Source organism: Acinetobacter lwoffii (genome assembly GCF_049367455.1).
GTDB lineage: Bacteria > Pseudomonadota > Gammaproteobacteria > Pseudomonadales > Moraxellaceae > Acinetobacter > Acinetobacter lwoffii_W.
The window spans coordinates 996,546-1,009,776 of the sequence record NZ_JBMPXW010000001.1; the positions used below are offsets into that span (position 1 = coordinate 996,546).

Sequence of the window (13,231 nt, forward strand, 5' to 3'; positions counted from 1 at the left end):
AAGCAAATGGACGAGAATTTTAATTAAAAATTGGGTAATCAATCGTGTCTAAATCAGTATTAGTTATTAATTGTGGCTCTTCTTCAATCAAGTTTGCATTACTTCTTGAGGAGCAGAATTTCCGTATTCATGGTTTAGCTGAGAACTTAGGCACAGAGAATGCTCGCATTAAAGGTGTGACAGTTGGCAATGAGCCGGTCGATATCCACATTCCATTTGCTGACCACAAAAAAGCACTCGAAGTCGGTCTGGAACGTCTAGCCAACTACCGTCCGGATGCGATCGGTCACCGTGTGGTACATGGGGGCAGCCTGACCAAGGCTGAACTGATCAATGACGAAATTATTGAAAAAATTCGTGAAGCAACACCGCTTGCGCCATTACACAATCCGGCTCATCTGATTGGCATTGAAGCTACCAAACGTTTATTCCCGGAATTACCACAGGTGGCGGTATTTGATACTGCCTTCCACCAAACCATGCCAGCGCATGCTTATCGTTATGCCCTGCCGAAATTCTTATATACCGCTCATGGTGTACGTCGCTATGGTTTCCACGGGACTAGTCATGCCTATGTTTCAGAGCGCGGTTCTGAACTGGCAGGCAGTTTCAAACAAGGTGGCTGGTTAACCGCGCATTTAGGTAATGGTAGCTCGACCTGTGCCGTTTGGAATGGGAAAAGTGTAGATACCTCAATGGGCTTAACCCCGCTTGAAGGCATTGTTATGGGCACACGCAGTGGCGATGTCGACCCAAGCCTGCATAGCTTCCTGGCGAAAAACCTGGGTTGGGATATTTATAAAATTGACAAGATGCTGAATAGCCAAAGTGGTCTTTTGGGCTTGTCTGACCTGTCGAATGACATGCGCACCCTGATTGAAGCCTCAGAGCAAGGCAATGAAGATGCCGCACTGGCGATTGAAGTATTCTGCTACCGTTTAGCTAAGTCTCTGGCAGCGTTGAGCTGTGGTCTGCCACGTCTTAATGGTCTGTTTTTCACTGGTGGCATTGGCGAAAACTCTGCATATATCCGTGAAAAGACCATGACTTACCTGCCTCATTTTGGTTTCAATCTGGATAAAAACGCCAACAATGAATTGAAACGCGGTACCGAAGGCCGAATCGATTCAGGCACAGGCCCACAAATCTGGGTAGTGCCAACAGATGAAGAAGGCCGTATCGCACAAGAAGTTCAAAGTGTTGTTGAACTTGAAGTGGAGCGCAATACTGCAAAAAAGTCTAAAGCTGAGGTAACGCCTGCATAAGCAGGCTTAGCCACTTTTTAACTGATTTTTATTATTCTGCGACTGACATAACTTATGAAAACAATTTTATTGGTTCCCACTGGGGAAGGCGTAGGCTTAACTTCTGCATGTTTGGGCCTGATTTATGCACTGGAATGCCAAGGGGTAAAAGCTGGTTTCCTGAAACCTTTTGCTCAGGAATTGAATGAAATCGAAGACCGCACCACGGCTTTGTATCGTCATATTTCTCAGAGTGAAACTGTTGAACCCATCCGTTATAACAAAGTCTTGCAGCAGATCAATCTGGGGGAACAGGATGAACTACTTGAGGAAGCGGTACGTCTGCATCGTCAAATTGCCAAACAGCATGACCTGATTATTGTCGAAGGTTTGCTGCCAAATACTCAAGACAGTTTTGCCGACGATCTGAATGCTGCATTGGCACAGGCCCTCGATGCCAAAGTTATTGTGGTCAGCAATGCCAATATTCTCAAGCCAAGCCAAACCGCGGATAAAATTGAACATCAGCTTCGTAACTTTGGTGGTGCCAGCTCTACCCGTCTGGCAGGTATCATGTTGATGCGTACCAAGGGCTTGCCTGAAGAATCTGCACAGATTCCTGTCACGCTGAATCCGGATTTACGCCTCAAGACTGAAACTGCAGAATTTATTAAAGCCATTCAGCAGACTCATCCGCATATTGGTTCTGAAAAATTACCAGTGATTGGCTTGGTACCTTTCAGTAAAACCTTAAGCGTACCGCGTATGTCTGATCTTGCTGCATATATTTCTGGTTACTGGATTAATGAAGGCGAAGCCAAGCAGCGCCGTGTACAAAATAGCAGCCTGATTTCAGCCAATATCGAGCATGAACTGCATAAGTTTGTAGCGGGTGAACTGATCATCAGTGCATCCGACCGAATTGATGTGTTACTGGCGAGCAGTCTGGCCAGCAGTAATGGGATTCCTTTGGCAGGTTTGGTGTTAACTGAACAAAAAGCGCCAAGCGCACAAGCTTTAGAATTCTGCCAAGCGGCAATAAAAAATGGCTTGCCAATTTTACATACTAAGTTGAGCACATTTGAAACAGCGCAACAGTTGTTAAACCTTAGCAACGAAATTCCTGTAGATGATACTGAACGAGCAGAACAAGTTACCCGTTTTGTAGCTAGCCACATCAATCAAGAGTGGTTGTCTCATTTAATTAGCGATTCGTACAAACCACGGTTATCGCCTTCTGCATTCCGTCATGAATTGGTGCAAAAATCAATCGCAGCTAAAAAACGTATCGTGCTTCCAGAGGGTGATGAGCCACGTACCGTTCAAGCCGCAGCGATTTGTCAATCACGTGGTATTGCTCACTGCATATTATTAGCAAAACCAGAAGCGGTAGTTGATGTTGCCAAAGCACGTGGTATAGAGCTTCCACACGACTTAGAAATCATTGATCCTGACTTGATTCGTGAAAATTATGTCGAAAAAATGGTGGAAATGCGTAAAGGCAAACTTACTGAAGATCAAGCACGTGAACAACTGCAAGACACCGTCGTATTAGGTACGATGATGTTAGCACTTGATCAGGTTGATGGCTTGGTGTCTGGTGCTGTACATACTACAGCCAATACAGTTCGCCCTGCGTTCCAGCTCATTAAAACTGCACCTGAATATTCATTGGTATCTTCAATATTCTTTATGCTGTTACCTGATGAAGTCTATGTGTACGGTGACTGTGCGATTAACCCAGACCCAGATGCAGAACAATTGGCTGAAATTGCGATTCAGTCTGCAGACTCTGCAAAAGCGTTTGGTATTGACCCACGTATTGCCATGATTTCTTACTCAACGGGTACTTCAGGTGCAGGTGCTGACGTCGAAAAAGTTGCGAAAGCAACTGAAATTGCGAAACAACGTCGTCCGGACTTACTGATTGATGGTCCATTACAGTACGATGCGGCATCAGTTGAAAGTGTTGGTCGCTCTAAAGCACCGAACTCTCCAGTTGCAGGTCGTGCCAATGTATTCATCTTCCCTGACTTAAACACAGGTAATACGACGTATAAAGCAGTACAGCGTTCTGCCAATGTGGTGAGTGTTGGTCCAATGCTACAAGGCTTGAATAAGCCAGTGAATGACTTATCCCGCGGTGCATTGGTAGATGACATTGTGTTTACCATTGCATTGACTGCGATTCAGGCAGAGCAACAAGCGGCTCAATAATTCGTAAACTTAAGTTTTCCAAACCATCTGATTGAAAAATCAGGTGGTTTTTTTATAAAAAAACACTCATAGCTTCAATAAATTCAGCACGCGATCATTATCTCGTTTTAATAAACAATAAAAATGCCAGTCTTTCGAACTGGCATTTTCAACGGTTACTCATAAAGTCTGTGACATAAAAAATTAAGCTGAAGCAGCCCTGCTTTTCAGTCCACTAACTTTAATTTCTTATAAGGTAGTCCACTCTTTACGTACCTCTTCCGCAGTTTTATTGAGCACGACGCTATCGTCTTTGATTTCACTTACCCAACTCAAGGGAATCAGATGATGCTCATTATTTTCATCATCACTTCTTGTTAATTTAATTGAATCCTGACCTTCTAAATGGTCCACCTTCCCGACTTGAGTACCACATGAAGCAATGACTGAAGCATGTTCTTTAATATCACTTGCATTAAAATTGTTCATTCTACTTGCCTGTTTCTAGAAGTTGAGAGAAACAGTCTAAGCAATAAAAAATGCCGCATGTGTAAGGGTTTTCAGGCTTTGAGTTTTTCTGGGTTAAAAATGTAAATGGTCAACATGGCTTGAGTAAGCTATAGGAGAGATGCTTTTTAAATTTGAGTTTTCAAATATTTTTATAACTGGATTTGAAGATTTGAAGATTTGAAGATTTGAAGATTTGAAGATTTGAAGATTTGAAGATTTGAAGATTTGAAGATTTGAAGATTTGAAGATTTGAAGATTTGAAGATTTGAAGATTTGAAGATTTGAAGATTTGAAGATTTGAAGATTTGAAGATTTGAAGATTTGAAGATTTGAAGATTTGAAGATTTGAAGATTTGAAGATTTGAAGATAGGTTAATTTTTTATGTCTTAAAATAAAAAAGAAGATAAAGCTTAGGCTTGATCTTCTTTCTGACCGTACATCCAAGTTGCAGCGATATATACACAAAAACCAGCTGCCATCAAAATACCTGTAACCATTGTTAGGATCTCCCGTTTCAATAGCTGCATTATGTAAAAGTTTTATGACAGTTATATGACAATCTGGTTTTTTGTTAAATTTAAAATAATTAATAAAATTCAATCGCTTAATACGGAATAAGCAAAATTATGCGTATTTTTTATCTGAAATATGACATTGAATATGACAACTTGCTGTCATATTTGACCCATGGAATAGCTAAAGTCCTTGCTCAGATTGCTTAAACTATAAACTTTCGGCCAATGCTCGCCCAAAATGCCCACAACCCGATTCTTTTGTCTTATAATTTAGCCCGCTAGCTATCAGCCCGCTCAAGAGATATTTGTATGACAACTATTATCAAGCAAGATGACTTGATCACATCAGTTAAAGATGCGCTTCAGTTCATTTCTTACTATCACCCACAAGACTTTATCCAAGCGATGAGCCGTGCGTATGATCGTGAAGAGAACAAAGCTGCTAAAGATGCGATCGCACAAATCTTAATTAACTCACGCATGTGTGCAGAAGGCCACCGCCCAATCTGTCAAGATACCGGTATCGTCAACGTATTTGTTGAAGTGGGCATGGACGTTAAATTCGATTTAACCATGAGCCTGGATGATGCAATCAATGAAGGCGTACGTCAGGGTTATTTAGAAAACTCGAACGTGCTTCGCGCATCAGTTCTGGCTGATCCTGCATTTGGTCGTAAGAACACCAAAGACAACACCCCTGCCGTGATTTACCACAAGCTTGTACCTGGTAATAAAGTCGATATCACTGTGGCAGCCAAAGGTGGCGGTTCAGAAAATAAATCTAAACTTGCGATGTTGAATCCTTCTGATTCAATCGTGGATTGGGTACTGAAAACTGTTCCGACCATGGGTGCAGGCTGGTGTCCACCAGGTATGCTGGGGATAGGTATTGGTGGTACTGCTGAAAAAGCCATGATGCTTGCTAAAGAAGCATTGATGGAAGAGATCAACATGGACGAATTGCTTCGTCGTGGTCCACAAAGCAAAATGGAAGAGCTTCGTATCGAAATCTTCGAAAAAGTAAATGCTCTGGGTATTGGTGCACAAGGTCTTGGCGGCTTAACCACTGTTCTAGACATTAAGATCAAAGATTACCCATGTCATGCTGCGGGCAAACCAGTCGGTATGATCCCGAACTGTGCTGCAACTCGTCATGCACACTTCCAGTTAGATGGTACAGGTGTTGCACACATTCAAGCACCTAAACTTGAAGACTACCCTGCTGTGACTTGGGATTCTTCATCTTCTAAACGTGTTGACCTCGACACGATTACCCAAGAAGAAATGAATAGCTGGAAACCAGGCGATACTCTGCTTCTTAACGGTACAATTTACACTGGCCGTGACGCTGCGCATAAACGTATGGTCGACATGCTAAATAACGGTGAAGAACTTCCTGTTGACTTGAAAGGCAAGTTTATCTATTACGTAGGCCCTGTTGATCCAGTCGGTGATGAAGTAGTTGGTCCTGCAGGTCCTACAACTGCAACGCGTATGGACAAATTCACACGTCAAGTTCTTGAAGCGACTGGCATGTTTGGCATGATCGGTAAAGCGGACCGTGGTCCTGCTGCCGTTGAAGCCATTAAAGACAACCAGGCAACTTACCTGATGGCTGTCGGTGGTGCTGCTTACCTAGTATCTAAAGCAATCCGTGAAGCTGAAGTGGTTGCCTTTGCTGACCTGGGTATGGAAGCGATCTACAAGTTTGTTGTGAAAGACATGCCGGTATCTGTAGCTGTTGATGTGAATGGTACTTCTATTCACGCGACTGCACCTAAAATCTGGCAAGCAAAAATTGGTAAGATTCCAGTAGTTGACGCTGCTGCGGGCTAATTTCTATTGCAATAAAAAAGCACCCTGAATGGGTGCTTTTTTATTATATTTTCTCAATAAAATGTCAATTACCAGGTACGTGGATCCCAAAGTTTGAAAGGTGGTTTTAGCTGTACATCTAATGATGGATCATAAGCAGTCGGTTCAATTTTTTGGGCTTTTTTACGAATCTGGCCAGTTTCCTGATCTTGTGCCACAAAGTTAAAACTGTCTGATTTTAGCTGAGTAAAAGCAATTTCATTCAGGCCAACTTTTTCCGGCATCAGCATGAGTGGTCCTGAAACACTCCGGCGTGTACTGATATTCTCTTCATCATATTTAATAAAATAAGACTGTCCCGCTTCGACAGTAAAATCCAGATATTTAGGTTTCTGGAAATGCAGCGCGCCTAGCGGTCGACTGGTACTCAAACGATAGGTCCCTGCAGGCACTTCAATCCAGTAATAATGGTTGTGCAATAAGCTTGGAATATGTTCTTGATTGATAAACAGGCTGGCAGCGACAATTTCCTGACGATTCCATTTAGAATCGGGCCGGTATAAATACACGATGGCGGCTTCATCATGCTGCGGTTTCACCGTCTGAAACTGGTTGCCCTGCTTTTGATTGACCCAACCGCCAATGGTGAACATGCCGATACGATGCTGCTCGACAAAGCCCGGTTTTTTTTCAAGATCGATATTTTTTAAAGTGCTGAGTGGCTGTGTAGGCTCAACGACGGCTTTCTTACCATGACACCCCAGCAATGCCAAACTGCTGATGAGTACAATTGCGACTCCACGCATGCTTATCCCTCACTGCGTCTTTATTCTTTTGTATGCAAGTGCTTTGCGATTTGTTTTTTATAAGTTTTAGGCATCCACGCCTAGTGAATCAGATTAACACCGAGCTTTATTTTTGGAAATAAAAAACGTGCGAAAACACGGAGTTTTCGCACGTTTCGGACGAATAGCAATTAAGCAGATTTGCTATTTACGACCTTTAAATCTATTTTTGTTGCTGTCTCTTGCTGATCATGTGGCTGACGCTCGGCACGGTATTCCGGCTCTGCTTCACCTTTAATCACAGCTTCATTGATGACGACAGTGCCGACATCGCTACGGCTTGGCAAGTCATACATGGTTTCCAGCAATGAATTTTCTAGGATCGAACGTAGACCACGTGCACCTGTATTACGCTCAACTGCTTTCTTAGCCACTGCACGTAATGCCGATTCTTCAAAAACCAGATCCACATCTTCCATATCAAACAGATGTTGATACTGACGGGTTAACGCATTCTTCGGCTCAGTCAGAATCTGCATCAATGCTTCTTCATCCAACTCGTCCAAAGTGGCAATTACTGGCAAACGACCAATAAATTCTGGAATCAAACCAAATTTTACTAGGTCAGTTGCTTCAACTTGACGGAACAAGTCAGACAGCTTCTTGGTTTCATCTTTTTTACGCACTTCTGCAGTAAAGCCGATGCCACCTTTTTCCTGACGCTGCTGTACAATTTTCTCAAGTCCTGAGAATGCACCACCACAGATAAAGAGGATGTTCGAGGTATCAATCTGAATGAATTCCTGCTGCGGATGCTTACGTCCACCTTGTGGCGGAATTGATGCAACCGTGCCTTCAATCATTTTCAATAATGCTTGCTGAACACCTTCACCTGATACATCACGCGTGATGGATGGGTTTTCAGACTTGCGGGTAATCTTGTCGATCTCGTCGATATAGATAATCCCCTTTTGCGCTTTTTCTACATCGTAATCTGCTTTTTGCAAAAGCTTCTGTACGATGTTTTCTACATCTTCACCCACATAACCGGCTTCGGTCAGTGTCGTTGCATCTGCCATGGCAAATGGAACATCCAGAAGACGTGCCAGCGTTTGTGCAAGCAAGGTTTTGCCCGATCCTGTCGGACCAACCAACATAATATTACTTTTTGAAAGCTCGACTGAATCATCAGCTTTCTTGCCATTATTTTGCACTTTCAAGCGCTTGTAATGGTTATAAACCGCAACTGACAAGGTTTTTTTCGCGACGTCCTGACCAATCACATATTGATCCAAGGCCGCACGAATTTCATGCGGTTTCGGCAAAGGACGATTGGCCCAGTCATTGGTTTCCACCTGCTGACTGGTTTGAACCAAATCTAAGCATACGTCCACACATTCGTTACAAATGTATGCGTCCTCGCCTGCAATCAGCTTCCCGACTTCAGACTGCGTTTTACCGCAAAATGAACAATGCTTTTGTCCTTGAGGATGTTCGGACATATTTACTCCACTATCTCAATCTTTAAAACTTATGGACGTTTAGTTAAAACTTCGTCCACAAGACCGTATTCTTTCGCTTGCTGAGCAGTCATAAAGTTGTCACGGTCTGTATCACGTGCAACTTTCTCGTAATCCTGACCGCTGTGTTCAGCCATTAAACGGTTTAAACGTTCTTTAATAAACAGGATTTCACGTGCATGAATTTCAATATCTGAAGCCTGACCACGGAAACCACCCAATGGCTGGTGAATCATGACACGGGCATTTTCAAGGCAATAACGCTTGCCTTTGGTACCGGCATTCAGCAGGAACGCACCCATTGATGCTGCCTGACCCATGCAGTACGTTACGACATCAGGTTTGATAAACTGCATGGTGTCATAAATCGCCATACCCGCAGTTACCGAACCGCCTGGTGAATTGATATATAGATGAATATCTTTATCTGGATTTTCCGCCTCTAAAAACAACATTTGCGCAACGATCAGGTTCGCCATGTTGTCTTCAACTTCGCCCGTCATAAAAATTACACGTTCACGCAAAAGGCGTGAATAAATATCAAAAGAACGCTCACCACGAGAGGATTGTTCTACCACCATTGGCACTAAAGCGTTTTCAATCGTTGGAACATACATACGTTTATTTATTCCTAAATTTTTTGTGACCTAACCCATAATCACAATATGAGGGATAATCACTGAAATTGCAAAAAATTCGCCAACAAATCCATTATATTTTTTGCATTAGTTTTGTGAAAAACAGAAATGCTTTTTTCAGGCATCAATATGAAAAAAAGGCGCATTAAGCGCCTTTTTTATCGAAAGCTAAATTAGCCTTGTTGACGAGCTTGCTGCTCTTTCAATAAGTCTTCATAGCTTACAGTCGCATCAGTTACTTTAGCAGAAGCCAAAATGTAATCAACAACTTGGTCTTCTAGTACAACTGCTTCGATTTGGGCACGTTGTTGCGCATCGTTTTTGAAGTATTCAATTACTTCGTTTGGATCTTCATAAGAAGAAGCCATGTCTTCGATGTACGCTTCAACGCGTGCAGCATCTACTTCAATTTTCGCATCAGCTAAAACACGGCTTACAAGTACGCCAAGTTTTACAGATTTTTCAGCTTGTTCTTTGAACAATTCGTCTGGAAGCATGCTTGAATCAAATGCTTTCGCACCTTGAGCACCAAACTGCTGTGTGAACTGCTGGATCATTTGTTGACGTTGACGGTCAATTTCTTGAGCAAGCATAGCAGCTGGAAGTTCAACTTCGTTTGCAGCTACAAGTGCATCGAAAGTCGCGCCTTTAACCTGGTTGCGAAGGCCATTCTTCACTTCACGTTCCATGTTTTTACGAACGTCAGCTTTTAACTTCTCAACGCCTTCTTCTTCAGATACACCGAAGATTTTCAGGAATTCAGCATCGATTTCTGGAAGTTTTTGTTTTTCAACAAGCTTCACAGTGATTTTGAATTGAGCTTGTTTACCAGCAAGGTTTTCAGCTTGGTAGTCTTCAGGGAAAGTTACATCAATCACTTTCTCTTCGCCTTTCTTCATACCAACGATACCGTCTTCGAAGCCAGGGATCATACGACCAGAACCTAGAACAAGTTTGAAGTCTTCCGCAGAACCACCTTCAAATTTTTCGCCGTCGATTGAACCTTCGAAATCAAAAGTGACTTGCATGTCTTTTTTAGCCATGCCTTTTGTTTCAGCCCAAGCAGCACGTTGTTTTTGAAGATTTTCAATCATCTTCTCAACATCTTTGTCATTTACTTCAGCTGCTTTACGCTCAACTTCCAAGCCGTCGAATTTCACTTCGATTTCTGGATAAACTTCAACAGTCGCTGTATATACCAGCGCGTCGTCTTTCATTTCAGTTTTTTCGATGTTTGGCATGCCCACAGCATTGATTTTTTCTTGCTGGATCGCTTCGAAAACTGTGTCACGAATAATATCGTTTACTACTTCTTGGTAGATACCCGCGCCGTATTCACGACGAACTACGTTTACAGGCACTTTACCTGGACGGAAGCCGTTGATCTTCGCAGTTTTAGCAGTGCGTTTTAAACGAGCTTCAAATTGCTCATTAATACGGCTCGTCGGTACAGAAACATTTAAACGACGGGCAACGCCCGAAACCGCTTCAGAAGTTACTTGCATGGCTTCCTCTATATATTAGGTTATAACAGGTTTATAAAAATGTGCCACATTATATGACAACATTTAAGGATATACAAAAAATACGCGCGAGTTCCAGTTTTTAAGCCCTTTTTTTATTTGAATTGCCATCTTTCCAGATGCCCAGTCAACCCAATTTAAATGGAGAAAATGTATATTTTTATTGCAAATGATAAATACTATCATTAATATCCAGTTTCTTATTTGAGCAACAATACTAATTTATTCTTCGGTTCGGGAATTTGGTCATGCATAGTTTTAGTCTTCGTCCACTTACATTGGCAATTCTTGGAGTTACAGCAACATCTGCTTTCGCAGAGACTGTGAACGAGACAGCGACTCCTACAACAACACATCAAATGTCTACGATTGTGGTTTCAGCGGCGGGATATGAACAGAAAATTAAAGATGCTCCAGCATCTATTACAGTTCTAACAGAAGAAGATTTTAAAACTAAACGCATTACTTCTATCGCTGATGCTCTTGCTGATGTAGAGGGTGTCGATGTTTCACCAGAAGCAGGTAAGACTGGCGGTTTAAATATTCGTATCCGTGGTATGAGTCCAGAATATACTTTAATTCTTATTGATGGACGTCGCCAAAATAGTACCGGCGATATTTCACCAAACGGTTTTGGTGAGACAAATAATAATTTTATTCCACCTATTTCTGCAATTGAACGGATTGAAGTGATTAAAGGCCCAGCTTCTACACTTTATGGTTCAGATGCTATGGGGGGTGTAGTCAATATCATTACTAAAAAAGTGGCTGATACTTGGACAGGTTCTGTAACTTTAGATGGAACGCTCAATCCAAATTATTCAGACTTCGGCAACCAACGTAGCATTGATTTTTATGGTTCTGGCCCTTTGATAAAAGACTTATTGGGTCTTCAGATTAGAGCTAAACATTGGGAACGTGACGAGTCTTCAATTACTCAAAATATTGACGAGGGAGAGTCTTTAAGTGGTGGCCAAAGCCCTGCCGAAGGTAAGATGGACACTATCGGCGCACGTCTAACCTTAACGCCTACAAGTGATCATGATATTTCTTTAGATATTGAATCTCAACGCCAAACATATGAAAACCCAAGTATTTCTTCTGGTTTCCAGTTAGGCACTGTAGGTGCAAATGGTGGTTATGCAGACACCATGGAATTCAATCGTGACAAGTATGTTGCTGCACATCAATGGCGCAATACGATTGGTACTCTAGATAACAGTTTAACTTACAATACTAGTGAAACTGTAGGACGTTTAATTCCGTCGCGTGCTCAAGCAGGCTCTTTAGAAGAAAATCCTCGTTTATTAGAAAGTGAAGATTTAATTTTCGATACTAAATTCACAACTCAAGCTATTGATGGACATAATATTACCCTAGGTGGTCAATGGTGGGATGCAAGTATTAAAGATGGTTTACGTGTCAACAAAGAAGTGAGTTTTGACCAACTCGGCTTATTTGCAGAAGATACTTGGGCACTTAATGATTCGTTAGCACTTACACTTGGTTTACGCTTTGACGAACATAGTACTTTTGGTGACTTTTGGACACCACGTGCTTACTTAGTGTGGAACGCAAATGAAAATTGGACATTCAAAGGTGGTTATAGTGAAGGTTATAAAGCCCCACGTCTAGAACGTCTTACTGATGGTATTTACAACGTAAGTGGGCAAGGTCGAACACCTACCTTTGGTAATCCAAATTTAAAACCTGAAACAAGTAACAACTTTGAAATTGGTACGTATTTTTCTAGTAATACTAACTTTGATTTTAATATCACAGCTTTCTACAGTGAAATTGAAAATAAAATTATTACAGGCTTACCTGAATTCCGTTGCGATGCCAATATAAATAAAGCTGATTGTGAAGCATTTATGGCAAGTGTCGGTACACCTTGGTTAATGCAAAGTGGTGATACAGGTACTCGTGGCTGGAATGTTGCTCGTCCAGTAAATGCTCAAAAAGCAGAAATGTATGGTATCGAAACGGGTTTCAACTGGGATTTTGCCCCGGATTGGAAACTTAATGCCAACTATACTTGGACAGAAACTGAGATTAAAGATTCTGAACTAGGTAATCCATCATTTACAGATACACCTAAACATATTGCAAATGCCACTTTAAGATGGCAAGCCGCTGATCAACTGCAATTATGGGCACGTGGTGAGTATCGTAGTGAACGTGACCGTTATCCTGGGCAAGTTTATGACAACTTAAGCGCTACCGATCAAGAAGTATTCAATACTTTAGGAGACTTTAAAGGTTATGCCTTAATGCACCTTGGTACAAATTATACGGTAAATGATAATTGGGATTTAGGCGTAGCTTTATATAACGTTTTCGATAAAGACTTTAATAAATATATGTCAATTGCAGACGGTGCATATAATGAATATGTAAACACCCAAGAAGGTCGCCGTGTTCAACTCAGCACTACTTTTAAATTCTAATTAAACTATTAAATTAAACCCTGCCCTGGCAGGG

Annotated in this window: 9 protein-coding genes; 4 read left to right on the plus strand and 5 right to left on the minus strand. The window is 41.8% G+C overall.

The window, feature by feature from the left end:
• Positions 1-44: 44 nt before the first annotated feature.
• Positions 45-1,265, plus strand: a complete 1,221-nt coding sequence (locus ACO1B7_RS04795; RefSeq protein WP_004729551.1) for an acetate/propionate family kinase — start codon at positions 45-47, stop codon at positions 1,263-1,265.
• 54 nt (positions 1,266-1,319) lie between these two features.
• The gene (gene pta, locus ACO1B7_RS04800) at positions 1,320-3,461 is read left to right on the plus strand and encodes a phosphate acetyltransferase (protein WP_004729549.1); all 2,142 of its coding nucleotides are present in this window, start codon (positions 1,320-1,322) and stop codon (positions 3,459-3,461) included.
• A gap of 228 nt (positions 3,462-3,689) precedes the next feature.
• Here pta and ACO1B7_RS04805 read toward each other — a convergent pair whose 3' ends face one another.
• Positions 3,690-3,929 carry a DUF2171 domain-containing protein gene (locus ACO1B7_RS04805; protein WP_004729548.1) on the minus strand — a complete coding sequence of 80 codons (240 nt, stop codon included), beginning with the start codon at positions 3,927-3,929 and terminating at the stop codon, positions 3,690-3,692.
• 846 nt (positions 3,930-4,775) lie between these two features.
• Here ACO1B7_RS04805 and ACO1B7_RS04810 point away from each other — a divergent pair.
• Complete coding sequence (locus ACO1B7_RS04810; protein ID WP_004278405.1) at positions 4,776-6,302, plus strand: fumarate hydratase; 1,527 nt, start codon at positions 4,776-4,778, stop codon at positions 6,300-6,302.
• 68 nt (positions 6,303-6,370) lie between these two features.
• On the opposite strand, the gene ACO1B7_RS04815 is transcribed toward ACO1B7_RS04810, so the two are convergent.
• The 4 genes from ACO1B7_RS04815 to tig form a co-directional block, all read right to left on the minus strand.
• Positions 6,371-7,087: a DUF2846 domain-containing protein gene (locus tag ACO1B7_RS04815; RefSeq protein WP_423089862.1), complete on the minus strand. Its 717-nt coding sequence runs from the start codon at positions 7,085-7,087 to the stop codon at positions 6,371-6,373.
• A gap of 170 nt (positions 7,088-7,257) precedes the next feature.
• Positions 7,258-8,568: an ATP-dependent protease ATP-binding subunit ClpX gene (gene clpX / locus ACO1B7_RS04820; RefSeq protein ID WP_004278407.1), complete on the minus strand. Its 1,311-nt coding sequence runs from the start codon at positions 8,566-8,568 to the stop codon at positions 7,258-7,260.
• 29 nt (positions 8,569-8,597) lie between these two features.
• Positions 8,598-9,203 carry an ATP-dependent Clp endopeptidase proteolytic subunit ClpP gene (clpP, locus tag ACO1B7_RS04825; RefSeq protein WP_004647427.1) on the minus strand — a complete coding sequence of 202 codons (606 nt, stop codon included), beginning with the start codon at positions 9,201-9,203 and terminating at the stop codon, positions 8,598-8,600.
• A 194-nt stretch (positions 9,204-9,397) separates the two neighbouring features.
• Positions 9,398-10,729 (minus strand): trigger factor, encoded by a 1,332-nt coding sequence (gene tig, locus ACO1B7_RS04830; protein WP_004647426.1) that lies wholly within the window; start codon positions 10,727-10,729, stop codon positions 9,398-9,400.
• A gap of 266 nt (positions 10,730-10,995) precedes the next feature.
• Between tig and ACO1B7_RS04835 the strand changes: the two genes are divergently transcribed.
• Positions 10,996-13,197: a TonB-dependent receptor domain-containing protein gene (locus ACO1B7_RS04835; protein WP_313564153.1), complete on the plus strand. Its 2,202-nt coding sequence runs from the start codon at positions 10,996-10,998 to the stop codon at positions 13,195-13,197.
• Positions 13,198-13,231 lie beyond the last annotated feature (34 nt).